The organism is Undibacterium sp. Xuan67W, assembly GCF_049340165.1.
In the GTDB taxonomy this organism is placed as follows: domain Bacteria; phylum Pseudomonadota; class Gammaproteobacteria; order Burkholderiales; family Burkholderiaceae_D; genus Undibacterium.
Genome location: NZ_JBMPPN010000029.1, coordinates 1 through 25,567, shown reverse-complemented (window position 1 = coordinate 25,567; position 25,567 = coordinate 1). Strand labels below are relative to the sequence as shown.

At 48.5% G+C, this 25,567-nt stretch carries 17 protein-coding genes; 9 read left to right on the top strand and 8 right to left on the bottom strand.

From position 1 onward, the window contains the following. Positions 1 to 54: 54 nt before the first annotated feature. Both prfB and ACO0LE_RS18510 read right to left on the bottom strand, forming a co-directional pair. Positions 55 to 1,159, bottom strand: a protein-coding gene (gene prfB / locus ACO0LE_RS18515; RefSeq protein WP_262836269.1) for a peptide chain release factor 2 whose coding sequence is annotated in 2 segments (ribosomal slippage) — positions 55 to 1,077 and positions 1,079 to 1,159 — 1,104 coding nt in all. Because the reading frame shifts where the segments join, the coding sequence is not laid out codon by codon here. A gap of 163 nt (positions 1,160 to 1,322) precedes the next feature. Continuing rightward, complete coding sequence (locus ACO0LE_RS18510; RefSeq protein ID WP_422961811.1) at positions 1,323 to 1,613, bottom strand: hypothetical protein; 291 nt, start codon at positions 1,611 to 1,613, stop codon at positions 1,323 to 1,325. 280 nt (positions 1,614 to 1,893) lie between these two features. Here ACO0LE_RS18510 and ACO0LE_RS18505 point away from each other — a divergent pair, with 280 nt between their 5' ends. Further along, positions 1,894 to 2,529, top strand: a complete 636-nt coding sequence (locus ACO0LE_RS18505) for a DUF4124 domain-containing protein (RefSeq protein ID WP_422961810.1) — start codon at positions 1,894 to 1,896, stop codon at positions 2,527 to 2,529. Between the two features lie 51 nt (positions 2,530 to 2,580). On the opposite strand, the gene ACO0LE_RS18500 is transcribed toward ACO0LE_RS18505, so the two are convergent. The 4 genes from ACO0LE_RS18500 to ACO0LE_RS18485 form a co-directional block, all read right to left on the bottom strand. Beyond that, entirely contained in the window at positions 2,581 to 4,800 is a 2,220-nt protein-coding gene (locus tag ACO0LE_RS18500) for a YgiQ family radical SAM protein (protein WP_422961823.1), read from the bottom strand. A 439-nt stretch (positions 4,801 to 5,239) separates the two neighbouring features. Further along, positions 5,240 to 5,854, bottom strand: a complete 615-nt coding sequence (locus ACO0LE_RS18495; protein ID WP_422961809.1) for a pyridoxamine 5'-phosphate oxidase family protein — start codon at positions 5,852 to 5,854, stop codon at positions 5,240 to 5,242. A 2-nt stretch (positions 5,855 to 5,856) separates the two neighbouring features. Next, on the bottom strand, positions 5,857 to 6,321 hold the full coding sequence (locus tag ACO0LE_RS18490; protein ID WP_422961808.1) for a DUF1348 family protein: 465 nt from the start codon (positions 6,319 to 6,321) through the stop codon (positions 5,857 to 5,859). Positions 6,322 to 6,419: 98 nt separating this feature from the next. Further along, positions 6,420 to 6,962 (bottom strand): carboxymuconolactone decarboxylase family protein, encoded by a 543-nt coding sequence (locus ACO0LE_RS18485; RefSeq protein ID WP_422961807.1) that lies wholly within the window; start codon positions 6,960 to 6,962, stop codon positions 6,420 to 6,422. A gap of 136 nt (positions 6,963 to 7,098) precedes the next feature. Between ACO0LE_RS18485 and ACO0LE_RS18480 the strand changes: the two genes are divergently transcribed. Further along, positions 7,099 to 8,004, top strand: coding sequence for a LysR family transcriptional regulator (locus ACO0LE_RS18480; protein ID WP_422961806.1), 906 nt, complete (start codon positions 7,099 to 7,101; stop codon positions 8,002 to 8,004). A gap of 25 nt (positions 8,005 to 8,029) precedes the next feature. Here ACO0LE_RS18480 and recJ read toward each other — a convergent pair whose 3' ends face one another. Continuing rightward, positions 8,030 to 9,718 (bottom strand): single-stranded-DNA-specific exonuclease RecJ, encoded by a 1,689-nt coding sequence (recJ, locus tag ACO0LE_RS18475; RefSeq protein WP_422961805.1) that lies wholly within the window; start codon positions 9,716 to 9,718, stop codon positions 8,030 to 8,032. Next, on the bottom strand, positions 9,715 to 10,782 hold the full coding sequence (locus tag ACO0LE_RS18470) for a hypothetical protein (RefSeq protein ID WP_422961804.1): 1,068 nt from the start codon (positions 10,780 to 10,782) through the stop codon (positions 9,715 to 9,717). Before ACO0LE_RS18470 ends, recJ begins: the two co-directional genes overlap by 4 nt. 172 nt (positions 10,783 to 10,954) lie before the next feature. Between ACO0LE_RS18470 and ACO0LE_RS18465 the strand changes: the two genes are divergently transcribed. From ACO0LE_RS18465 to pbpC, 7 genes are all read left to right on the top strand, one after another. Next, positions 10,955 to 12,211, top strand: coding sequence for a lipoprotein-releasing ABC transporter permease subunit (locus ACO0LE_RS18465; protein WP_422961803.1), 1,257 nt, complete (start codon positions 10,955 to 10,957; stop codon positions 12,209 to 12,211). Next, a complete protein-coding gene (gene lolD / locus ACO0LE_RS18460) occupies positions 12,204 to 12,932 on the top strand; it encodes a lipoprotein-releasing ABC transporter ATP-binding protein LolD (protein ID WP_422961802.1) in 729 nt (242 codons plus the stop codon). The genes ACO0LE_RS18465 and lolD overlap by 8 nt, the downstream gene beginning before the upstream one ends. 171 nt (positions 12,933 to 13,103) lie before the next feature. Next, a complete protein-coding gene (locus ACO0LE_RS18455; RefSeq protein ID WP_422961801.1) occupies positions 13,104 to 14,375 on the top strand; it encodes a hypothetical protein in 1,272 nt (423 codons plus the stop codon). A gap of 25 nt (positions 14,376 to 14,400) precedes the next feature. Further along, positions 14,401 to 15,132 (top strand): polysaccharide deacetylase family protein, encoded by a 732-nt coding sequence (locus ACO0LE_RS18450; RefSeq protein ID WP_422961800.1) that lies wholly within the window; start codon positions 14,401 to 14,403, stop codon positions 15,130 to 15,132. 173 nt (positions 15,133 to 15,305) lie between these two features. Continuing rightward, the gene (locus tag ACO0LE_RS18445; protein WP_422961799.1) at positions 15,306 to 17,216 is read left to right on the top strand and encodes an MFS transporter; all 1,911 of its coding nucleotides are present in this window, start codon (positions 15,306 to 15,308) and stop codon (positions 17,214 to 17,216) included. Further along, complete coding sequence (locus ACO0LE_RS18440) at positions 17,216 to 23,113, top strand: alpha-2-macroglobulin family protein (RefSeq protein WP_422961798.1); 5,898 nt, start codon at positions 17,216 to 17,218, stop codon at positions 23,111 to 23,113. Before ACO0LE_RS18445 ends, ACO0LE_RS18440 begins: the two co-directional genes overlap by 1 nt. Before the next feature lie 109 nt (positions 23,114 to 23,222). After that, the gene (gene pbpC, locus ACO0LE_RS18435) at positions 23,223 to 25,319 is read left to right on the top strand and encodes a penicillin-binding protein 1C (RefSeq protein WP_422961797.1); all 2,097 of its coding nucleotides are present in this window, start codon (positions 23,223 to 23,225) and stop codon (positions 25,317 to 25,319) included. The last annotated feature ends 248 nt before the right edge of the window (positions 25,320 to 25,567 follow it).

Genomic DNA, 25,567 nt, shown 5'->3' with positions numbered 1-25,567 from the left:
GATCGGTTCTGTTGAGTCGTCGTTCGTTTGATGCCGAATCCGGCTCGTAATTATTTAAACGCCTTGCTTCAATGAGGCGGCGATAAAGTCATCCAGGTCACCGTCGAGTACCGCCTTGGTATTTCCCATTTCGAAGTTGGTGCGCAAATCTTTAATACGGGATTGATCCAGTACATAGGAGCGAATCTGATGGCCCCAGCCGACGTCGGTTTTGGTGTCTTCCAGATTTTGTTTTTCGCTCATGCGCTTGCGTAATTCGAGCTCAAACAATTTCGCCTTTAACATTTCCCAGGCTTCAGCGCGATTGCGATGCTGACTGCGATCGTTTTGACATTGAACTACGATACCTGATGGGCCATGCGTCAAACGGACGGCGGAATCTGTTTTATTAATATGCTGACCACCGGCACCGGATGCGCGGTAAGTGTCGACCCGAACATCCGCCGGATTGATATCAATCTCGAAGGATTCATCGACTTCCGGATACACGAATAAGCTGGAAAACGAAGTGTGGCGGCCATTCGCAGAATCAAACGGCGACTTGCGCACCAGACGATGTACGCCGGTTTCGGTACGTAGGAAGCCATACGCATATTCGCCTTCCACTTTGAGTGTTGCAGTTTTGATGCCCGCTACCTCGCCATCAGATTGTTCCAGGATTTCGACCTTGAAGCCTTTGCGTTCGCAATAGCGCAGGTATTGACGCAATAACATGGACGCCCAGTCCTGGGCTTCTGTGCCACCAGCACCGGCCTGGATGTCGATGAAGCAGTTGTTGGGGTCCATGGGATTGTTGAACATCCGGCGGAATTCCATGCCTTCGACCAGACCTTTTAATGTCTGTGCATCGACCTCAATGGCTTCCAGCGTGCTTTCATCGTCCTCTTCACGCGCCATCGCAAAGATTTCATTCGCGTCTTTGAGGTCGGTATCGATTTTCGTCAGCGTATGGACGATGGCTTCGAGCGATTTTTTCTCTTTGCCTAATTCTTGCGCACGTTTCGGTTCTTCCCAGACTTTGGGATCTTCGAGTTCGGCGTTGACTTGCTCTAGTTTCTCTGACTTGACATCGAAGTCAAAGATACCTCCGAAGTTCGGCTTCGCGCGTCGTCAGATCGGCGAGCAGGGCGGACAGGCTATTAAGGCGTTCGGCTTCCATATTTTTCTTCTATCGTATTTAAATCAAACCTTCGATTATACCCGAGCCTTGGGCGATTCTGGATTTGGATTCGGATGGAAACAGGGTAGATTTGCCGAGAAATGACGCTGTATTTCATCAAAAAATACAGCGTTGGGAGAATGTTGAGAGGTCTTGCTGCAGATTACCAGACCGAGCTAACGTTGGTTGATTTGCTCTTACGGTGACTTTCAAACCATTTTGCCAGGTGTTCTTTGAAGCACGTCGGGCAGATATGGTATTGCATTTGCTGTGATTGTCCTCCGCTCGGGAGGGATTCTTCTTCATACAGTTGCACAGTGGTTGTGATTTTTTCGCTCTCCTTGGTGCTCCAGTTTTCATCCCAGCGGGACTCTGCGCCACAGACATCGCAGGTCAGCTTGTCAAACACCTCTTCTGTATGCTCAAGTATCAAAACCGTTTTCATATGTTTCATACGTGTCTCCTGGTGGTGGGCGCTGGAAGCGCAAGTGATGTTGATATACTCGACAGTCTCTGGTAGCAGACCTTAATGTTTTACACCAATTAATTTGTGATGTGCCATAGTTTTTAAAATCAGACATTCAGGACATGATTGAGATAAGATTTTATTGACGGTTTGACTATTAAACTTTATGGTTGTCAACTATTTTAGTGTGATTCCTGCTTAAAAAAGCAGTTTCTTTTTTGTTTTATCTTTGCGGTATCTTACTGTGCGTTTGAGGTAGTGGATTACTATGTCGGCCAAAAACATCAAAACAATTTTTACAGCTATCTTGTGTATGGCTGGGGGAGTTGTTTTTTTACATGCACAAGCAGAAATTTATACTTGTAAAGATGCTGCGGGCCGCACGTTAACTTCCGATAGTCCCATTCCCGAGTGTGCAAATCGCTCTATGTTTGTACGAAAGACGGTGACGCAGCCTCTCAAAGAAGTGCCGCGCCCCTTATCGGTCGAAGAACGTCGTAAAGCCGATGCCGAAGAGGAAGCACAAAAGAAGGAAGCGCAACTTGAAGAGCAGAGAAAAAAAGAAGAACTCTATCTTTTAGCAAACTTCAGGACAGAGGCAGATATCGAGTCAGCCCGCCAGCGCGCAATTGCCAGTGTGAAAGAAAAAATCCGCGTCAATAATGAGCAACTGAAAGACATTGGCCTAATACAGGCGGATCTTCAAAATGTGCAACAACGCGGAGGAAAAAAATCGGCAGAAGAGAATGCCGATTTACAAAGACGTGCAAGTCAATTGGCATCGGCGATTAAAAGTGCCAAATTGAGTAACGAAAAATATGAGGCCGAGCAAGCACATATTAATACGCAATACGATGAGATACTGAGACGGTATCGTGAAGTAGTTCAAAAACGGAAAAGATGAAGTCGCCCAGATTTGGGCGACTTATTCGATGTTCGTTGTGCTAGCCGTAATTTACTTGCGACCGGTCTTGCTAGTTGCCGGTTTTGCCTTGGCTGAGCGGAATGCCAGTGCAGGACGTGCGCTCGCTGGCGAGCTGGCAACAGGTTTTCCCGGCGTGGCACGTCCAACGGCATTTTTGCCAAAGGTATTCATTTTAGGTGCCGCTACGCGACGACCATTGTTAATGCCTTTGTCGACGACGGGAACGACCGGTGCGCGAGGTGGAATTAAATGACGTTCGCTACTGCCAATTAAGTCTCCGCGCCCCATGCGCAACAAGCCTTCTTTAACGATTTCCCAATTTTCCGGTGCCTGATAACGTAACAGCGCTTTATGGAATTTACGAATTTTTCCGGAGCGTGCGGTTTCTACTATCTCCGAATTTTCGTCGATCTTTTTCAAAGGATTTTTGCGCGTGTGGTACATCGTGGTTGCCAGCGCCATAGGTGTCGGCATAAAGGTCTGTACCTGATCCAATTTGAAATCGTTTTTCTTCAACCATAGCGCCAGATTGACCATATCCTCGTCCGTGGTACCTGGATGAGCCGCGATGAAATAAGGAATCAAGTATTGTTCTTTACCTGCTTCTTTTGAATATTTCTGGAACATCGCCTTGAATTCATCGTAGGCACCGATGCCGGGCTTCATCATTTTTGACAAAGTATTGGCTTCGGTATGTTCTGGTGCGATCTTTAGCAAGCCACCAACGTGATGGGTGACCAGTTCTTTCACATACTCTGGCGACCGTACAGCAAGGTCATATCGCAGGCCAGAGCTGATTAATATTTTTTTCACGCCAGGAACTGCACGCGCCTTACGGTAAAGCGAAATCAGTTTGCTGTGGTCCGTCCCGAGATTGCTGCAGATGCCAGGGTAAACGCAGGACAAGCGACGGCAGGATTCTTCGATTTTTTTATCTTTGCAAGCCAGACGGTACATGTTGGCGGTCGGTCCGCCCATGTCGGAAATCGTGCCCGTAAAGCCTTTTGTCTTATCGCGAATTTCTTCAATTTCGCGCAAGATGGAAGGCTCAGAGCGACTCTGGATAATCCTGCCCTCATGTTCGGTGATTGAGCAGAAGGTACAACCGCCGAAGCAGCCGCGCATGATGTTAATGGAAAAACGGATCATTTCCCAAGCGGGGATACGTGCTTTGCCATAGCTAGGATGTGGTGCACGTGCGTAAGCGCGATCAAATACGCCGTCCATCTCATCCATTGCCAGAGGCAGCGGTGGCGGATTCAGCCAGACATCGCGGTCGCCATGTGCTTGTATCAGCGATTTTGCATTTCCGGGATTAGCTTCCAGATGGAAAACGCGAGAGGCATGAGCGTACATGACCGGATCTTCTGATACCGATTCATAGGAAGGCAGGCGAATCGCTGTCTTGTGCAGCTTTTCTTGCAGCATGGCTTGCCGTTCTTCGCGGCTCATGATGCGTATGGCTTGCGCCTGCACGACGTCCTGGGGAGGCGCTGTTTCTGTTACTTGACCGGATGTTTTGTCGGCAATTTTGGTTTCGCAAGACGAGGCATTTTCCGGTGCCATGTAATATGGGTCGGGATGCGCTTCTATTTTGCCCGGTGTATCTACGCGGGTTGAATTGATTTCTGTCCAGTCCGGGGAGGGCATCCAGCCACGAGGTACCATGAATGCAGTACCGCGCAGATCACGGATTTCTTTGATGGACTCACCTGCCGCAAGACGATGCGTCAAATCGACCAAAGCGCGCTCGGCATTACCGAATAAGAGAATATCTGCCTTTGAGTCTGGCAATACTGAACGTTTTACTTTGTCCGACCAATAATCGTAATGCGCAATCCGTCGCAAACTTGCCTCGATACTGCCAATCACGACACTCACACCAGGGAAGGCTTCGCGCACGCGCTGTGAATACACGACGACTGCACGGTCGGGGCGCTTGTTTGGGTCGCCATCAGGGGTGTATGCATCCTCGGAGCGGATCTTACGATCTGCCGTGTAGCGATTCACCATCGAATCCATATTGCCGGCAGTAATGCCAAAGTACAGATTTGGCTTACCCAAGACGCGGAATGCATCAGCAGATTGCCAGTCTGGCTGACTAATAATCCCCACGCGAAAACCTTGTTGCTCCAGCAAACGTCCAACCAGCGCCATGCCAAAACTTGGATGGTCGATATAGGCATCACCAGTCACTAGAATCACGTCACAGCTATCCCAGCCCAAGGCATCCATTTCCGCACGCGACATCGGTAAAAATGGAGCGGCCTTCGCACCGCCAACATCAGGGCGGAAACGGGGAAAGGAGAAGAGATTTTTTGGCACGGTTTTCATGGGCGCGATTGTACCTGAAATGGCGGTTTTATGTGCTAACACCTTGAATTTTCTGGGTATTTCTTGGAATTCGATAGTTTTGTAATCTATTTTTTTTGTGTTGAACGTTTTTGCTGCGAATGCCAAAGCTGGGAACCCAACTGGCATCCTCGTCCTGCGTTCTTACATTCAGGATGCCCGTCCCGGCAATGAGGCAATGAGGCAATGAGGCAATGAGGCAATGAGGCAATGAGGCAATGAGGCAATGAGGCAATGAGTATATTTCGGCGCATGCCCCGTCTTGGGCTAGCAAATAGCTTGATTCTCGCCAAATAAGGTTTGCCAGCCAAATGCAGTGAGTCGTATCTCTAATTTATTAAATGTTTTTTAATCGGTGAATTTCCCGTTCTAGCATTTTTATCCGTTGATCACGTTCCTTTAGCGCCTCATGAACATCGGCGGCGTCAAAACGTATTGGAATATGCTGATGGCAATTGGCGTCCCATGCTTTCACTGAAAATAAAAATACACGTTCTGCACGTGCCTTATATCCAGCAGGAGTCAAGCTTGCAAGAAGTGCCGGATGATCTTCGATCATGCGCGCTTCACCCCATAGTTTAATTCTTTGTTGTTGGCGATAATCGATTAAAAATAAGAAAGCTTTTTGATTGTCGGATAAATTCCCTTGCGTTATGTATTGCCTGTTTCCAGCAAAATCGGCAAAACCGATAGTGTGTTCGTCCAATACCTGTAGAAAGCCTTCTGGGCCACCACGATGTTGTATATACGGCTGCCCATCGGCATTATTCGTGGCAAGAAAAATACTAGTCTGAGCCTCTATGAATGACTTGATTTCATCGGTAATGTTGGATGACCACCCGCTGCCACTCTCCATGCGAGCATAAGCTTGGCGTGAGCCATTACGTTGTTGTATTGCTTTTACTGTTGACGTGAACGCAATGTTACTAATGGGCTGGTTTTCACTGTGCATGTTTATAGTCCTAACGCAGTTAGAGAGGAGGTGTCGTCTGGCCTGCGTCCTAGCGTCCAATGGAATAAGCGTTGTGAGCTATTAATCTTCAAGTCGTTGATGCTGGCGATACGTAATTTGATCAAACCGTCATGATCAAATTCCCAGTTCTCATTACCGTAACTGCGCATCCATTGACCGTCTGGATCAAGCCATTCATAGGCAAACCGTACCGCGATTCGGAATTCGCCATACGCCCACAGCTCTTTAGTCAGCCGATACTCACGTTCATACAGCCATTTACGTGTCAAGAACGCTTCTATTTGGGCTCTGCCATTTATAAACTCTGTGCGGTTACGCCACCGGGTATCGACGCTATAAGTTTGTGCAACCTTTGATGGATCACGAGAATTCCAGGCATCCTCAGCCATTCTGACTTTCTGTGTTGCGGTTTCTAGAGTAAAGGGTGGTAATACGGGATGATTCATTGCAAACTCCGTGCGAAAGTTGGCTGGATAAGTGTCTCCGTCATTGTTGCAAGGTGTTGCCACAATGACAGATCAAACATTTGCAAGAGCGCAAACAATTAAAGTGCTGGTGCAAGAGGGAAATCAATATCGGTTTTAGCAACTGAATTGATGTAATTAGTCCAGGTATTGAGCGCAACGTGTAAAACTATTTCGATTATTTGCGCGTCGTCATAACCAGCATCTTTGACTGCTTTTAGTGCAGTTTCATTGAGATGGCCTCGTTGCAATGTGACTTGAACAGCAAATTTGACTGCCGCACCGGCTTTGTTATCAAGTGAATATCCGCGACGATTGGCAATGATCTCAGCATCCTCCAATTTCGACATATTTTTTGCCAAATAGCTGTGTACCGATAAGCAATAACCGCATTGATTAACTTCGGCGACAGCCAAAGCAATTCGCTCTCTGGTTCTGGCTGGCAAATTGCCTTTGCTTAATGCACCAGATAATCCAAGGTAACCTTCTAATGCCGCTGGACTGGTCGAAACCAGACGAAATAAATTCGGAACCACACCTAATTGTTTCTGAACTGCTTGCAGCATTGCTTGCGATGCTGCAGGAGCGGTTTCAATAGATGAGGGGATAGGGAGTAAGGACATGATAATTTCTTTCAAAAGTGAACGTCGGGATGACAGAACACACTTTAGCAACTATCATTTAATAAGATAATTAGGCTATTTTTAGAATGTTAATCTCAAAAAATGAAATTAACTGCATCCAGAAATGAGGTGAGGTATGAGTGACAGGCTAGAAGCAATGGCAGTGTTGATTGCCGTTGTCGATGCAGGTAGTTTTTCTGGTGCCTCGAGGAATTTAGGGATGCCTTTGGCAACTGTCAGTCGCAAGGTCAGCGATCTGGAGTCGCATTTGAATGCGCGTTTACTTTTACGCTCTACCCGCAAGCTCACTTTGACAGAGGCCGGCCAAATTTATCTTGTCGCCTGTCGTCGAATTCTAGAGGAGATTGGTGCTGCGGAACGTTTGGCTGCAGGGGAGTATATTACGCCAAAAGGTGAACTGGTTATTACGGCGCCAGTCGTATTTGGTCGCCTGCATGTCTTGCCAGTGATTACTGATTTCCTTCAACGTTATCCGGAAATCGATATTCGACTGATATTGGCAGATCGTACAATGCATTTACTTGAGGATCATGTTGATCTTGCATTGAGAATAGGAAACCTCCCTGACAGTGAGTGGGTCGCATACAAACTGGGCGAAATTCGGCCCGAGGTTTGTGCAAGTCCCGTTTATCTAGCTCAACATGGTAGTCCTTTGATACCAGAGCAATTGCGTGACCACGACTGTATTACTTTTGACTCCTTAATGTCTGGCCGTAACTGGGTTTTCTCAAAAAATAAATCTGAGATAGGTATCGTTATTCACTCTCGATTGACAGTGAATACAGCAGAGGCGGCTATTGATGCGGCAATAGCCGGCGTCGGCTTAACGCGGGTATTGTCGTATCAAATTGAAGAGGCGAAGCGCCAAGGGAGCTTGCAGGTTGTGTTGGATGATTTTGATACAACAACATGGCCAGTAAATCTTGTTCATGCCGGACAGGGAATGCTGCCGCTCAAGCTACGAGCTTTTATCGATTATGCAAAGCCAGCCTTACAACAGCGATTGCTGACGGCTTCTTAGTTTCGTAATAGATAGCGTAAATAACTTACTCAATATGCTCGACCAGGAGCTGCACACGGGTAACCCCGTTGTAGGTATTCGCATCTAGTCGAAATGCAACGCTGATGCGCTCTGGCAGGCTGTCTGTATGACCAAACCAGATGGCATCATAACGTTTGCCGTTTTTCTCCAGTTCCATTTTCAGATGGCGTTCTTTTAAAATCCGCTGGGATATCAATTTAAAGTCATCACAAAAAATCGGTGGTGCGAACCCTTGCCCCCATACTTGCGCATCCATCAAATTAATGAAATCGGTACTGAAATACGCGTCTTCCAGCGGACCGTCTGTTTCTACAATACGCTCTAACTGATCTGCCTGAAGCCAGCTCTGCGCAACCGCTTCAAAAGCTTTTTGAAAAGCGTCAAAATTCTCTGCTCGCAGCGTCAAACCGGCAGCCATTGCATGACCGCCAAATTTCATGATTAGGTTTGGCGCGTGTTTGGACACCAGATCTAATGCGTCGCGCAGATGAAAACCCGGGATCGATCTGCCTGAACCTTTAATAATGCCGTCGTCGCCAGGAGCAAATGTAATGGTGGGGCGATAAAATTTATCTTTAAGGCGCGAAGCGACAATGCCGATGACGCCCTGATGCCAGCTTTCGTCAAATACTGTAATCGTGTTGCTGGCAGCCGGTTGAAAATCATCGAGATGGAGCAGGGCGACATCCTGCATCTCGCGCTCGATATCTTTACGGTCTGCGTTGATGCTATTGAGTTCTTGGGCAATATGCCAGGCGCGGCCTTCGTCATCCGTGGTCAGGCATTCAATTCCTAGGGACATATCTGATAGGCGACCAGCGGCATTGATTCTGGGGCCTAGGGCAAAACCGAGATCGAACGGACTTGCCTGCTGCGGCTCGCGTCCCGCCACACGGAATAACGCGGCAATACCGGGATGCATGCGACCTGCACGCATGCGCTTAATGCCTTGAGCAACCAGAATTCTGTTATTTGCATCGAGTTTGACCACATCGGCGACGGTACCGAGTGCGACCAGATCCAGCAGAGCGTCGAGTTTAGGCTGGTTTTGCTGATCAAATACGCCACGCTGACGTAACTCGGCGCGAAGTGCCAGTAAGGTATAAAACATCACGCCAACGCCAGCCAGATTTTTACTGGGGAATCCACATCCTGGCTGATTCGGATTAACGATCACCGCTGCCTCAGGCAATGTGTCGGCGGGTAAGTGATGGTCTGTGACAACGACGGCAATCCCTAGCGCATTCGCCGCGGCAACGCCGTCAATGCTGGCAATGCCGTTATCGACCGTGACGATGATATCCGGAGATTTTTCCTGACGGGTCAGGATAACGATTTCTGGCGTTAAACCATAGCCGTGAATTTGTCTGTCAGGCACAATGTAATCCACCTGAGCACCCATCATGCGCAGACCGCGCAGACCGACTGCGCACGCGGTAGCGCCATCGCAGTCATAGTCGGCGACGATACACATTTTTTTGCCGGCGGCGATGGCATCGGCGAGATAAATGGCGGCTTGCCGGACGTGCAGTAACTGATCCGGTGCAATCAATTGCGGCAATTCACTACGTAATTCTGAGGCATCCTTGACGCCGCGCGCGGCATACAGGCGTGCCAGCACCGGGTGAATGCCACTCTGGCGCAGCATTTCGGAATCACGGAATGAATAGGGGCGTGTGCTGATGCGTGTCATGCTGTCTTTGCTGTGGAGCTGATCGGGAGTGCGAATAGGGGCTGTAGAGAATTTTTACGCCAGAATTTTTTTAGTGACCATGGTGTCACAGAGAATTGGGTCAATAAGCTGGCATCGCTGACTGTCAAAACCAGTCGATCCAGCTCCCTGGAACGCAAAGCGGCAGCAGCAGGGGCAAACCAGGCCTGTTCCAATATGTGCATCTGCGTCAGCCATTCTGCCCAGTCACTATTAAGAGCTGGTTCGAGTAAATGATCGAGAATAATCCGTTGATTCTTGTCTGGTGCGCTCTCTTTAAAATGAGCAGGCCCGTCTGTTATGGTCGGTAGCGTCATTGCTTGCGTGCTGCCGCCTGACAGCCAGACGGAATTAACTGATTTATGCCCCTGGCTCTCACGCTCTTCATTGACGGGATGGCTATGCCATTGCATCTGGATTTCATTTTGCAACTTACGCCAAGCGCGTTCTTGCGTTCCCTTTGGCATCCAGATGTCTACATTGTGACCGCAAGCGGCATCAGGAGTCGCCGTGCACATGTCCTGCCAGTCATCTGCGCGCAAAAACCAATGTTGCGCATCGCCATATATCAATGTTTTACCCAACTCAGCGCAAATCAGTTCGGCGTCCCTGAAAAGAAGGCGGGCATCTGACTCCGGTAGCATCAGGCGCCGGTGATCGGTTAATACCAGATGATCACGTGCGATATGGATATGTACTGGATGTAGCGTGAACCAGAGTCCCTGATCTACCGTCAAACCCAGGGCGCCCATTTTGTTGTGCGTGTCTTTGGGACTGCTGCGTTGATTATCCGGTTGATTGCTTACAATCTCTTGCAAATTCAAAAGGCCTCCCGCAGTATCTGTGCGGCTTTCCATGGCAAAATGCCCTGCGAGCACCGTCTCATGCGGGAGTCGCCTGGAAAAGTCTTCAAATACCTTGGTTGTGCCGATAGTCGCTTTTCCTATCAAGCTACTGTAGACAGGGACGGTTAATTCTCGTTGCAAATCCCTGGCTAAGGGAGCAGGCGGAATCGCGAAGGGTAAAATAATTTCTAAATAGCTCATAGCATCATTGTATGGCAAGATGCACGCTGTTCTGAATCTTCGTATGAATGTTGGTCTGAGCCTGGTCTTCCGTTGGTCTCATTTCAGGCTGACTGTTAGCTCAGACTCAGTCTGAATTTATCGGGATTGGTGCTCATTTTTCTCAATTTGTCTGACCAAATAAAATTAACTAGTGAAAAACATACCTTTTGAATGGCTAGTCGGTTTGCGTTATACCCGCGCCGGGAAACGTAGCGGGCGTAATAGTTTTATTTCTTTTATTTCGATGATCTCGATGGCGGGAATCGCACTCGGCGTTGCAGCGCTGATCGTCGTCCTTTCGGTGATGAACGGGTTCCAAAAAGAAGTTCGTGACCGTATGCTGTCGGTCCTTGCTCATGTCGAGGTGTTCGATGCGACAGGCGCTTTACCGGATTGGCAAGCCACCGCACAAGAGGTGCTGCGAAACAAGGCAATTAAAGGCACTGCACCTTACGTCGATGCACAGGCCATGATCATTCGAGATGACGTCATGCGGGGTGTCATTTTGCGCGGCATCTTACCGGAAGAAGAGCCCAAGGTTTCTGAAGTAGCGACAAAAATCAAAGCCGGTAAACTGAGCGATTTAAAACCGGGCGAATTCGGTATTGTACTAGGCTCAGAACTGGCGCGGGCTTTGCATGCGAGTCTGGGCGACAAGGTAAGTCTGGCGGCACCGGAAGGGCAGCTAACCCCGGCAGGCATGGTACCCCGTCTGAAAGCATTTACTGTGGTCGGCATTTTTGAAGCAGGGCATTTTGAGTACGATTCTGGCATGGCATTTATCCAGATGAACGACGCTGAGAAATTTTTCAGATTATCTGCGCCATCGGGACTCCGGCTCCGTATCGCCGATATGCTAAAAGCACCGCAAGTCGCATTAGACTTGTCCCGTACGCTGACCGGTAATTTACTGATACGAGACTGGTCACAACAGAATCGCAATTATTTTGCTGCGGTCAAAACCGAAAAAACCATGATGTTCATTATTTTGACCCTGATCATCGCTGTTGCCGCATTCAATCTGGTCTCTACGCTGGTGATGACGGTGACGGACAAGCAGGCCGACATTGCCATTTTGCGTACGCTTGGTGCTTCTCCGTGGTCGATCATGAAAATTTTTATGATACAAGGCGCATTGGTTGGCTTGCTCGGTACCGCAATTGGTGTCGGTTCAGGTATTTTGATTGCTCATAACATCGACATCATCGTGCCTTTTATTGAGCATGTACTGGGCGTACAATTTTTGTCTAAAGAGGTGTATGTCATCAGTACCTTGCCTTCGGATTTACAGTGGTCAGATGTGTGGACGATCGGTGGTGTTGCCGTAGTCCTGGCGTTTGTCGCGACAATCTATCCTAGCTGGCGTGGTGCCCGCGTCAAACCCGCGGAGGCCTTGCGTTATGAGTAATCAGACTTCCCACACCGCTACTAATTCCCAGGCGTCCAGCATGATACTGTCGTGTAGTAATCTGAGTAAAACTTTTACCCAGGGAGATTACTCGGTCAAAGTACTGAGTAATGTTAATTTCAGCGTGAACAAAGGCGAGCGGGTTGCGATTATCGGCGCTTCGGGGTCGGGTAAATCAACGCTGCTACACCTGCTGGGCGGGCTGGATACGCCGACCACGGGTGATGTCACATTGCTGGGGCAAAATTTTGCCAGCATGAGCGAAAAAATGCGTGGCGACGTACGTAATGCCTCGCTGGGCTTTGTGTATCAGTTCCATCATTTACTGCCTGAATTTTCTGCACTCGAAAACGTTGCAATGCCTTTGCTGATACGTCGTGTGAGCCGTACTGACGCTCATGCCGCTGCCAAAGCGGTTCTGGCACGAGTAGGGCTGGAGCATAGAATTACCCATGTGCCAGGTGAATTATCTGGCGGTGAGCGGCAGCGTGTTGCATTAGCCAGAGCCCTCGTCACGCAGCCAGCTTGTGTACTGGCGGATGAACCTACGGGCAATCTGGACCGAGCTACTGCCCAGCAAATTTTTGAATTGATGCTGGAATTGTCGCGCACTCTGGGGACAGCATTTGTGATTGTGACGCATGATGCTGAACTGGCGCAACGTTGCGACCGTGTCTTACGTTTATCTGAACATGGTTTACAAGCCGCTTCATCGTCTTAATGTTGTCTTAGTGTAGTTTCATTTTTACCTTATTGTTGATTGCATTATGTCTGTCTAATCTGTGTGATGAGAAAGCTTACTTCTGTTGCAGTCAAATATCCTTGTTCATTGCCTCCGTCAATGACGATGACGCATGTATCACTGCTCCTTGTTTCTATACGAGTGAAAGCAATGATGTTCTTGGGTCTATTGGCGAGTGCAGGCTCGGCGTCGGCATGGGCAAGTTCTGAGCTGGTATTGCAATTAGAGACGTCCTTAACCAGTGACAGCAATCCCTTACGTTTTTATGACGGCAATGCGGCGACGGCGCAAAATGGCAATGTCGATACCTCGGACAAAGTCCGCGGAATTGATGTTCGTGCAGGGGCGATTATCCCAGTCTTATCGGATCGTACCCGTTTGATTCTTACCGGTGATCTGGGTAAGCGAAGTTACCAGCATTATCAGGGTCTGAATCATCAAACCAAAGCGGGAGACGCGACATTTGAATATGCGATCGGCGACGTGGTGAGCGGGCGTATTAATGCGGGCAAAGAAGATCGCTTATTTCAATATATCAACGGCTCGCTTACCGATAAAGATATCTCGCATTACGGTCAGCAAGGTGCAGAGCTCACACTCAAGATCACTGATGAGTTAACGATACCAGTCAAAGCAGACCGCTCCTCGTTGCGCTATGAGCTTGGCGTGAATCAACTCTATAACTTTCATCAGCAAGGTCAGCAGGCTAGCGTTCGTTATTATTCTCCGACAGGATCGAATATAGAGGCGGGTCTGCGCATGTCTGAAACGAATTATCCTAACCGTGACCAACAGCAGCTTGCCGATCTTGATAAACATTATCGTGAGACAGAGGCGTTTTTAGAAGCGGAATGGAAATATAGTGTCAAGACTGTTGCCAGCGCTCATCTAGGACTTATACGCCGACGCTACGAAAACTTGCATGAACTGGATACGACTCTTTTTTCTACTCTGGTCAGAGCAACGTATTTTTATTCGCCTAAGTTAAGACTGGATATGCAGTTGTGGAACCGGCCGTTCACGATTGTGGACCCGTCTATCCTTTATGTTATCGCTAAAGCAGCACGACTTGATGCGCAATGGAAAGTGTCGGATAAGACGCAATTGAATTTTTCTGGCATGTTGCAAGACAGTGATCAGAAGCTGGTACCCAGACTGGCTGAATTTCAAAATGAAATATCCCGAAAAGAACGCGAGCTCAGGGTGGGTTTCGGTATGAGTTATGAAATAGACCGCGGCTTGAAATTCAATATCGATAGCGTCGCAGAGCGACTGACACGAGAAGGAAGTCTGCCAGGATTACGACAAGCGATTATTAAGATTGGCCTGGAATATACCTACGAAAATCTGCCTGGCAGTGCTGCCAAGATGGGCTTAAAACGGTATCAGCATTCTCTGAGTAACTCCGATGCACTGCGTTGATCGATTTTATGACGATAGGTGAACTATGACTTTACTGAAAAAAATCAGTCGCCGTCTTTCCAGGCACTTAGGCTGTGCTTGGCTGCCTTTGAAGCAAGGTCGAGGGGTGGTCAGCTTTACGTTTGATGATGTGCCGACCAGTGCCTGCATCGTCGGGAAAGACTTGCTGGAGGAATTTGGTGCGCGCGGGACTTTTTTTGTCTGTGGCGGACTGACAGACGGCCTGGAACAGGGACATCAATGTCACAGCGTCGAGGACTTACAAACTTTGGCCGAAGATGGCCATGAGATTGGCTGTCATACATTTTCACACACTAATTGTGTGACACATACCATCAAAGACTTAAAGCTGGACTGGGAAAAAAATCAGGATTTTTTTACCCAAAATAACATCCCCAACAGCGGCTTTGCTTTTCCGTTTGGCGCCTACGATCTCGGTAGCAAACTGGCTGCCTCACAACGCTTTGCTTACAACCGCATTACTGGTGGCGGGACGCAAATTGGTAAGGCAGATTTGGCCGCTTTACGTGCGCAGGCTTTATATGCAGACAAGACTAGCCTGGAAAAAATAAAGCAATTAATCGATCAAACTGCACGAGAAGGTGGCTGGTTAATTTTTTACTCGCACGAGGTTGATGAAATACCGGGACCTTGGGGTACAACACCGCCACAATTACGCTACGCCTTGTCAGAAGCAAAAAACGCTGGTTGTGAGGTTCTGCCAGTACGTGATGCCATCCTGTTCTTTCAGCGATAGTCAATTAGCGTCAATCAGCGGCACACTGCGTCAAATAAGCGGGCAGCAATACTTACGCCCCAATGTAAGATTTTCTACATTGGTTACCCGTGTCTAAATTATAATTGTTTCAATGGAAGGCGAAGCATTGAGGTCGCTGACCAATACATAACTTACCTGGATGATTTCCGCCCATGAGCCAACAAAGTCAGTTCTCACTATTAAAGCAACGTCGTTTTGCGCCTTTTTTCTGGACGCAATTTCTCGGCGCATTTAATGACAATGTCTTTAAGACCGCACTACTGACCATTCTGACTTACGATGCCTTGCAATGGACTAATCTGGATGTTGGTTTGTTGAATAATCTGATACCAGGCCTGTTCATTTTGCCGTTCGTGTTGTTCTCTGCGACATCGGGACAGTTGGCGGATAAGTTTGAAAAAGGCACAGTTGCGCGCAAAGTCAAACTGTTAGAAATCGTCATCATGATCATAGCAGCCACTGGCTGGATGACACATAGCCTGTGGCTGCTGATTGCTGCCGTAGCAGGCATGGGCATTCATTCGACTTTGTTCGGCCCAGTGAAATATGCGTATTTGCCACAGCATCTGAAAACCGATGAGCTCGTCGGCGGTAACGGTGTGATCGAGATGGGGACGTTCGTCGGTATCTTGCTAGGAGAGATTCTGGGAGCCATGCTGGTCGTTCACAAGCCGTGGGGAATCGAACTTGTCGCTGGCGGCACTATTGTGATTGCGATCATTGGCTGGCTCACGAGTTTGCGTATTCCCTATTCACCTGCACCAGAGCCAGAGCTGAAAATCAACTGGAATCCAGCAACCGAAACAGTCCGCAATATCAGCTTCAGCAAGCAGAATCGTCCGGTTTTTTTATCCTTGCTGGGTAACTCGTGGTTCTGGTTTTATGGCGCTATTGTCCTCGCCCAGTTTCCCTTATATGCCAAAAATTACCTGCATGGAGATCATAGCGTCTTCGTACTCTTACTAACGATTTTTTCTTTCGGGATTGGCGCAGGTTCTCTATTGTGTGAGCGGCTTTCGGGGCATAAGGTTGAGATCGGTCTGGTACCTTTTGGTGCGATAGGTTTGTCCGTGTTCGGCTTCGATCTGTACTTATCCAGCGTTGCCTATACCCATGCGCTGGAAGCCGTGGCAGGTGCTGCGCAGACTCTTGATGCAGCAGGTTTTTTTCATCAGACAGGCAGTCACCGGATTTTATTTGACATTGTCATGATCGGTATTTTTGGTGGCTTGTATATTGTGCCTTTATTTGCACTGATACAGACACGTTGCGACCCGAAACATCTGTCACGCACGATCGCGGGGATGAACATCATGAATGCACTGTTCATGGTGGTTGCCTCACTCGCGGCGATGCTGATGCTGAAGCAAGGCTTTACGATTCCCGAAATATTTATGGCGACCGCCATTCTAAATGCCATCGTTGCGATTTATATCTTCAGTCTGGTACCTGAATTTTTGATGCGCTTTATTGCGTGGCTGCTGATTCATACTATCCATCGGGTAAAGGGCGTGAATACAGATCGAATTCCTGCCGAAGGTGCAGCCATCTTGGTTTGTAATCATGTGAGTTATATGGATGCGATTGTGATCATGGGATCTAGCCCAAGGCCGATCCGCTTTGTCATGGATCGTCGTATTTTCAAAATCCCATTTTTGTCCTGGGTATTTAAAACAGCGAAAGCGATCCCGATCGCGCCAGCGAAAGAAGATCCGTGGACCATGGAAAAAGCCTATGTAGATATCGCTCAGGCACTGCATGAAGGCGAACTGGTCTGCATTTTCCCCGAAGGTAAGCTGACAACGACCGGAGATATGAACGAATTCAAAGGTGGCATTATGAAGATACTTGAGCGTTCTCCTACACCTGTCTTTCCGATGGCGTTGCGTGGTTTGTGGGGTAGCTTCCTGACCCGAGGTAAAGGCAATCCGTTTGAACGGTCCTTCCGCCGCGGCCCGTTTTCAAAACTTGAACTGGCGGTCGGCGAATCTCTCTCGGCAGATCAAGTATCGCCAATTGTTTTGCAAGAAAAAGTCCAAGTGTTGCGCGGCGACTGGAGATAATGATGAATCTGCTGCATAGCCTAAAAGGTTTTAGCGCATTACTGATTACATCTTTTATTTATAACGGTAATGCCGATGCAGCAAGTATCAGCCGCTTTACCCCGCAAGGTGAAGTGGCGCAGGTTCGCCAGGTCCGGGTCACGTTTTCTGAAGCGGCGATTGCTTTTGGTGACCCTAAAGCGGCGACACCGTTCGATGTCAAATGCAGCCAGTCAGGTTCTGGTCGCTGGGCTGATGATAAAAACTGGGTCTATGATTTTGCTAAGGATCTGCCGCCAGGCACACAATGCAATTTTCAGGTCAAAATTGATTTTAAAACCCTGTCCGGTAGCGCGATTACAGGCAAAACTGTATTCCAGTTGTCAACCGGTGGTCCCGCCGTATTGCGTGCACAACCTTATGAATACGATCGGATTGATGAAGAACAGGCTTTTATCCTGTATCAAAATGGTCCGGCAACCAGCGATACTTTGCTTAAGCATGTGTACTGCGAAATAGAAGGTGTACATGAGCGGGTGCCAGTTCGTTTTGTCGATGCCAAAATAAGAGCAGATCTGCTCAAACAATTTGCCGGAGACTTCACTCCTGAGCACATCAGCGTTGTCCAGTGTCAGCAACGTTTTCCCAATGATGCCGCAGTCCGTGTGGTGTGGGATAAAGGTATTCTGACGCCAAACGGTATTCCCAATTCACAAAAGCAGACCTATAAGTTCCAGGTGCGTCCGGCATTCAGCGCGACGTTTAGTTGCCAGCGTGAGAATGCCAATGCGGCTTGTACTCCGATCCAGTCATTAGGGTTGTATTTCAATACACCGGTCAGCCGCAAGCTGGCAGAACAAATCAGTCTGAAAACAGCAAAAGGAACAGTTAAGCCGGTTTTTAGTCGTGACGAAAAAAATCCCATGGTACAAAGAGTCGATTTCGCGGCGCCATTTGCTGAAAAGACTGAGTACAGCATTGTCCTGCCATCCGATTTCAAAGACGAAACAGGCAGGCCGCTGAGCAATGCTAGTCAATTTCCGGTTCGTTTTTCTACCGCCGATTACCCGCCACTGGCTAAGTTTTCTGCAGCGCCGTTTGGTATTGTTGAACTCAATGCCGATGCGACTTTGCCAGTTACTTTACGTAATGTAGAAAAGAATCTGATACTGCGTAATGCTGATGGCAGGCAGTCACCAGGCACTCTTGCTAATCTGAAGCTGGACGACGATGCCGGCATCATCCGATGGATCAACAAACTCAATGAATATCATGAGTCTACGGTCAGATTGAATGGAAAAGATATCGAGTCTCGCAGTCTCGGCTTGCTATCGCGTGAAGCGGGTGCGCGCAAAATAGAGTTGCCGACTTTTCAGGATGTGAAAGACGCAGCGTCTGCCAGACCATTTGAAGTCATCGGTATTCCTTTAAAAGATCCCGGATTCTATGTGCTTGAATTGGAGTCCCAAAAACTAGGCAGTGCCTTACTTGGCAAGCCAGTGCCTATGTATGTGCGCACCAGTGCCTTGGTCACCAATCTTGCTGTGCATATTAAACTGGGTCGTGAGAACGGTGCAGTCTGGGTGACGACCCTCGATAATGCAAAGCCCGTCGCCGGTGCTGATGTGCGGCTGTCCAATTGTTTGGGCAAAGAGCTTTGGCGCGGCATTACCGGTGCAAACGGCGTCGTATTGATACCGGAGAGCTTTTCCGATCCCTGCATCGACAATGAAATGGGAGAGGGCGGTAATGGAAGTCGGAGTTCTGATAAGTTAAACGGTTTCTTTGTCAGCGCACGCAAAACGGATGAAAAAGGCCGCAAAGACATCGCCTTTGCCTTGTCTTCCTGGAACAACGGTGTTGAATCATATCGATTTAATTTGCCAACTGACGTTAGTAAGGCGGCCAATATCAGAGCGCATACGATCTTGGATCGCAGTTTGTTGCGTGCCGGTGAAACAGTCTCGATGAAACATGTGATTCGGGTAGAGAACATGCAGGGTTTTGCATTGCAAAACCCTGATTTGCTGCCAGATCGCGTGCGGATTATTCATCAGGGTAGCAATCAGGAGTTTCAGTTCCCCCTGACTTGGCGTAATCAGAATACCGCTGAGACGGTTTTTGCGATTCCGAAGCAGGCAAAGCTCGGGCGCTATGACATTTTGCTGGATAAAGGAAGCATCAAATCTGCTAATGAAATTCAAGCCAATCAGGGAAGCGAGCGTAATACTGAGATGGATGAGGATGGGCGTTATGCGCAAAATTCCATCTTGAGCGGCAGTTTCCGGGTAGAAGAATTTCGCCTGCCTTTGCTCCAAGGTCGGATCACACCTCCTAAGCAAATACAAATTGCACCGAAAGAACTTCCTTTGGATGTGCAGCTCAATTATCTGAACGGCGGTGGTGCATCTGGCTTAGCCGTACAGATTACTAGTTTGTTGCGCAGCAAAGCGATCAGCTTCCCTAACTTTGACGGATTTTCATTTTACGGCGGTGCTGACAACGACGATGAACAAAAAATTGTCGCCAACAAATTGCCAGTGACGCTAGATAAAAACGGTAGCGGCAAAACAGTCATCAAAAATTTGCCAGATATCAGTAAGCCACAAGAATTATTGTCTGAGATGACGTATGCGGATCCGAATGGTGAAATTCAGACTATCTCTGCCATTACGCCAGTCTGGTCGTCTGCGGTCATTGTCGGTATTAAGACCGGTTCCTGGATCTCTGTCAAAAGGAAAATGAGTCTGGTTGCCGTCACTCTCGATACCAGCGGCAAGCCCCAGGCAGGTGTCGCCGTTTCTTTATCCGGGATAAATAAGCAAAACAACTCTCATCGCAAACGTATGGTAGGTGGCTTTTATGCCTATGAAAATGCAGAAACAAATAAAGATCTCGGCGAATTGTGTTCTGGTAAGTCGGATGAACATGGCATGTTCTTTTGTGACGCCGATCTGAAAGCATCCGGCAATATAGAAATTACCGTCAAGGCCAAAGATAGCAATGGAAAAATCTCCAGCGCTAAAACCTCGGTTTGGGCATCTGATCAGAACGAGACCTGGTTCGAGGGAGAGAATCAGGACCGCATGGATATTTTGCCGGAGAAAAAGCAATATCAGGCAGGAGAAACTGCCAAATTCCAGGTACGTATGCCGTTCCGTTACGCGACGGCACTAGTGGCGATTGAACGTGAAGGTGTCATCGATACAATGGTGGTGCAGTTGAACGGGCGTGATCCCAGTATCAGCGTGCCGATCAAGGCAAGCTATGGTCCTAATATCTTTGTTTCAGTGCTTGCGGTGAGGGGGCGTATGCGCGAAGTTCCCTGGCATTCGTTTTTTACCTGGGGCTGGAAAGAACCTTTGAATTGGTGGAGCGATTTTAGGGAGTACCAGGCACCAAGTGCCTTGGTCGATCTGGCGAAACCCGCCTATAAATACGGTATTGCCGAAATTGCCGTAGGTACGTCAGGCAATCAGCTAAAGGTCAATGTCAGCAGCGACAAAACAACGTACCCTATCAGAAGCACCTCGAAAATCACCATCCAAGTAACACGTCCTGACGGCAAGCCAGCAGCTGGTGCAGAGATTGCGGTAGCCGCCGTTGATGAGGCTTTGCTTGAGCTACAACCGAACACCAGCTGGGATTTGCTTGGCGCTTTACTACAACGCCGTAGCTATGGCATCGAGACCGCGACAGCGCAAATGCAAGTCATAGGAAAACGACATTATGGCCGTAAGGCGGTTGCTGCCGGAGGCGGTGGTGGCAAGTCATCGACACGCGAATTGTTTGATACATTATTACTTTGGAAATCGACGGTAATTCTAGATGCCAATGGTATGGTGCGACTTGATGTGCCTCTCAATGATGCGCTGACCAGCTTTAAAGTCGTAGCGATTGCGCAAAGCGGCACCTCACTGTTCGGCACTGGCTCAACCAGCATACGTTCAACGCAGGATTTACAAATAATTTCGGGATTGCCGCCACTCGTGCGCGAGGGCGATCAGTTCAGCGCAATGGTGACAGTTAGAAATACGACGACGAGAGCAATGCAGGTGGATGTCAGTGCCACAGTCACAGGATTGCTAACGGAATTACAGAAACAAAACCTGAACATCCCCGCAGGGGAGGCACGTGAGCTTAACTGGCGAGTCGTAGTACCCGCATCTAATGCCAACGTGGCGACCGCATTTAGCAACGCGGAGACCCAGGCACTGGTGTGGGATATTAAAGCTCAGGAGACAACTTCTGGTGTTACTGCGGGAGTGAAAGACGCCGTAAAAATAACACAGCGTGCTATTGCCGCAGTACTGGTTACGGTCCAGCAGGCGAGCTTATTTCAGTTAGACAAACCTGTCACGATGGCCGTTGTTCAGCCGGCAGACAGTTTGCCCGGAAGAGGTGGGCTGGCGATTTCTTTGATTCCGAATCTGGCAGTTGAAAATCAGGGTTTACGCCGGTATTTTGCTGAATATCCTTATGCCTGTCTGGAGCAAAAAACGTCGAAAGCTATCGGTTTAAGAGACGCGGCAATGTGGCAACGTATTACGGCTGATTTGCCGACGTATCTGGATAAAGATGGTCTCGCCTATTATTATTATCCGCCTGCCGAACAAGTAGAAGCCAGGGGCAGTGACAGCTTAACAGCCTATCTCTTGTCCGCCACCAGCGAGGCAGGATTTGCACTGCCTGATGCGAGCCGGGACAAGATGTTGCAGGGCCTGAGTGCGTTTGTTGAAGGAAAAATCACGCGCAATTACTGGTCACCTAAAAAAGATCTGGATGCCAGAAAATTAGCGGCGCTCGAAGCTATGTCACGCTACATGACCATACAACCGCGCTTATTAGGCTCGATACAGATTGCACCTAACTTGTGGCCTACCTCCGCGGTAATTGACTGGCTAGCCGTCTTACAAAGAACTGTCGCCATCCCTAAACGTGACACGTATATCAGGGAGGCCGATCAGGTCTTAAGATCGAGACTCAATTATCAGGGTACCCGTCTTGGCTTTTCTACAGAAGCCGATGATTACTGGTGGTGGCTGATGAGCAGTGCAGACAGCAATGCTGCGCGTCTGATACTGGTGATGCTAGATAACGCCGAGTGGCGCGACGATATGCCGAAATTGATGACCGGCGCAATTCAACGGCAAATACGCGGCCACTGGGGAACAACGACGGCAAACGTATGGGGTTCGCTTGCATTAGAAAAATTTGCGAAGAAATTTGAAAGCGAAAAAGTGGCAGGTATCACTAAAGCCAGCTGGCAACAAGCCATGCCAACAACGATTGCTTCTCAAAGCCAGAATTTCAGCTGGCCTGCGACTGGCGGCGGCAACTTGCAATTAGCCTGGCCAGTGGCCGGATCCGCCGCTACCAAAGCTACTGATGGATTGAAGCTGACACATGAAGGCAAGGGGAAGCCTTGGATACTCATGCAAAGTCTTGCCGCGATCCCGTTAAAAGCGCCATTCAGCAGTGGCTATCGGATTAGCAAAACGATGATTCCGGTTGAGCAAAAAGAAAAGAGTAAATACAGCCGTGGAGATATTATCCGCGTCAATCTGGAGATCGATGCACAGACCGATATGACCTGGGTGGTCGTATCGGATCCTGTGCCAGCGGGAGCCAGTTTGCTGGGTTCAGGCTTGGGCCGCGATTCACTGATTAGTGCCACAGCCAAAGCGGATAATTCAATAACACCCTCTTGGAATATGGCATGGTTGACGTATGAGGAGCGTAGTTTTGAGGCTTTCCGTGGCTACTATGAATTCGTACCAAAAGGCAAATTTACGCTGAGCTATACGATGCGTCTTAATAATGCGGGTGAATTCAAGATGCCGCAAACCAGAGTCGAGGCAATGTATGCGCCTGAGATGTTTGGCGAATATCCAAATCCTGTACTGATCGTGAAGTAATGTTTTTTAAGAGAAGTTTTTTAAAGGATTCTTCCTTGCGTTAACGCTTTCCTGTATTGCTACACCAGCTTGCGCGATTGCCAGCTTCAAAGAAGTCCAGCGAGATTTCATGGCGTCCGACAGCCTGCTCCTCGACAGAAATGGAGTGGCTGTTCATCAGCTAAGGGTTAATCCGAAAGAGCGCAAATTAGCGTGGATAAAACTGGAGGACATCTCACGTGCGTTGCGCAACGCGCTGATTGCGTCAGAAGATAAACGGTTTTATCAGCATAGTGGTATTGATTGGAATGCGGTAGCAGCTGCGGCATGGGGCAACCTCTGGAACACGAAAACACGTGGTGCCTCAACAATTACTATGCAATTAGCCGGATTACTGGAAGAGGATTTGCGCCGTAAATCGAGTCCAAGAACAAGCGTTCAAAAGATCAATCAAGCGATCGTAGCTCAATGGCTGGAGCGCGACTGGCGTAAAGACCAACTACTGGAAGCCTACCTAAATCTGGTGCCGTTCCGTGGTGAGATTGTCGGTGTACATGCATTATCAAGAGTTATGTTTGACAAACATCCGAGCGGACTTGATCAAGTAGAGGCGGCAATTGCTGTCGCTTTACTCAGGGCGCCCAATGCCAGTCCCGCGAAAGTCGCTGAGCGTGCCTGTAGTATTTTGAAAGATCAGAAATTACCAGAATACTGCACAAATCTGGCAGGACAAGCCGAGCTTTATTTTTTACGTCTCGGTATGAAATCAGAGAGTGCGATTGCAAGCAATGCCCCGCAACTAGCACCACATCTGGCGCGCAAACTGTTGAAGCCGGGAATGCGCGTAGTCAAGTCAACGCTGGATACAAGACTACAACAACTAGCCAAAGATTCACTGGTGCGTCAGTTATCCGCTCTGGTTGACCGTAATATTGAAGACGGTGCCGTTCTGATTCTCGATAATGCAACCGGTGATGTGCTGGCATGGGTTGGCTCCAGCGGTAGTTTGTCGGATGCAAGTCAGGTCGACGGCGTACTCGCATTGCGTCAGGCAGGATCAACCTTGAAACCTTTTTTATATGAGCTTGCATTAGAAAAACGCTGGCTTACCGCGGCATCTATTCTTGACGATTCTGCTGTCAATTTGCCTACCGCATCCGGTCTCTATATTCCACAAAATTACGATAAGCATTTTAAAGGACTTGTAAGTATGCGAACTGCACTAGGTTCGTCATTAAACATCCCTGCCGTTCGCACCTTGGTGACGGTGACACCCGGATTATTTTTTGAACGTTTGCAAAACCTTGGTTTCGGTTTGCGCGAGTCGGGTGATTATTATGGATATAGCCTAGCTTTAGGTAGTGCAGACGTGAGCCTGATGGCGTTAACAAACGCCTACAGAACGCTGGCGAACCTGGGGCAATACAGCGCAATACGAATGGTAATGTCGGACGAGAAAACGAATTTCATTCCAAAATTAGACCCGGCGGCCAGTTTTATCACCAGCGATATTTTGTCGGATCGCAGTGCCCGTGCTCCTACTTTTGGTCTGGAGAATGCGCTGTCCACCAGAAATTGGACTGCAGTTAAAACAGGCACATCGAAAGATATGCGAGACAACTGGTGCATCGGTTATTCTGCGCGCTATACCGTGGGTGTCTGGGTTGGTAATGCATCTGGTGCACCGATGTGGGATGTCTCTGGCGTTACTGGTGCTGCTCCGGTATGGCAAGAGCTTATGCAGTATTTACACTCGCCGTATTTTTCACAAAAACAAAATGAGCGAATGCCGCCGCCCAAGAATGTCGTTGCACAAACAATCCAATATGCCGGGCAATTGGAAGCATCTCGTAAAGAATACTTTATCCAGGGAACACAGCAGACACAAATCGCTGTCGCCACGTCGAATGAGATCAATGCGACCATCAGTTATCCGACAAAAGGTATGCTGGTTGCCATCGATCCGGATATTCCTCCCGAACGACAGCGACTTCGCTTTACTGCACGCGGCCTGGTCAACGGTAGCTGGCAACTGGACGGGAAGAAATTAACTCTTCCGGGGAATAATTCAATGTCATATGACTGGATGCCGTGGCCAGGTAAGCACTTATTGCAATTACTAGACCGTCAGGGGCGAGTGGTCGATCAGACTGGTTTTGAAGTCCGTGGAGCACAACTTGCTTCGGTTAAATCAACGGCGAACGCCCAGACCTCACAGAAAAAATAAACCAGATAGATCCGCTTATCTAAGTTAACAAAGTTAATCGGGAATCATCCATTCTTAATATTTTTCTCGCACTAATTTAAATATGCACTCTCGATTTTTGCCAGCGTACCGTTACGCTTAATGGGTAATCCCCCCATTTTTAGCGCGAGCTATGAGTAGAGGCTATGCGGCAAGTGCGAGTTTCTGTTTCGGGGTGATGCCGCCGATGCCCGTGTTGGGCCGGTCGTGATTGTAAGTCCATAACCAGC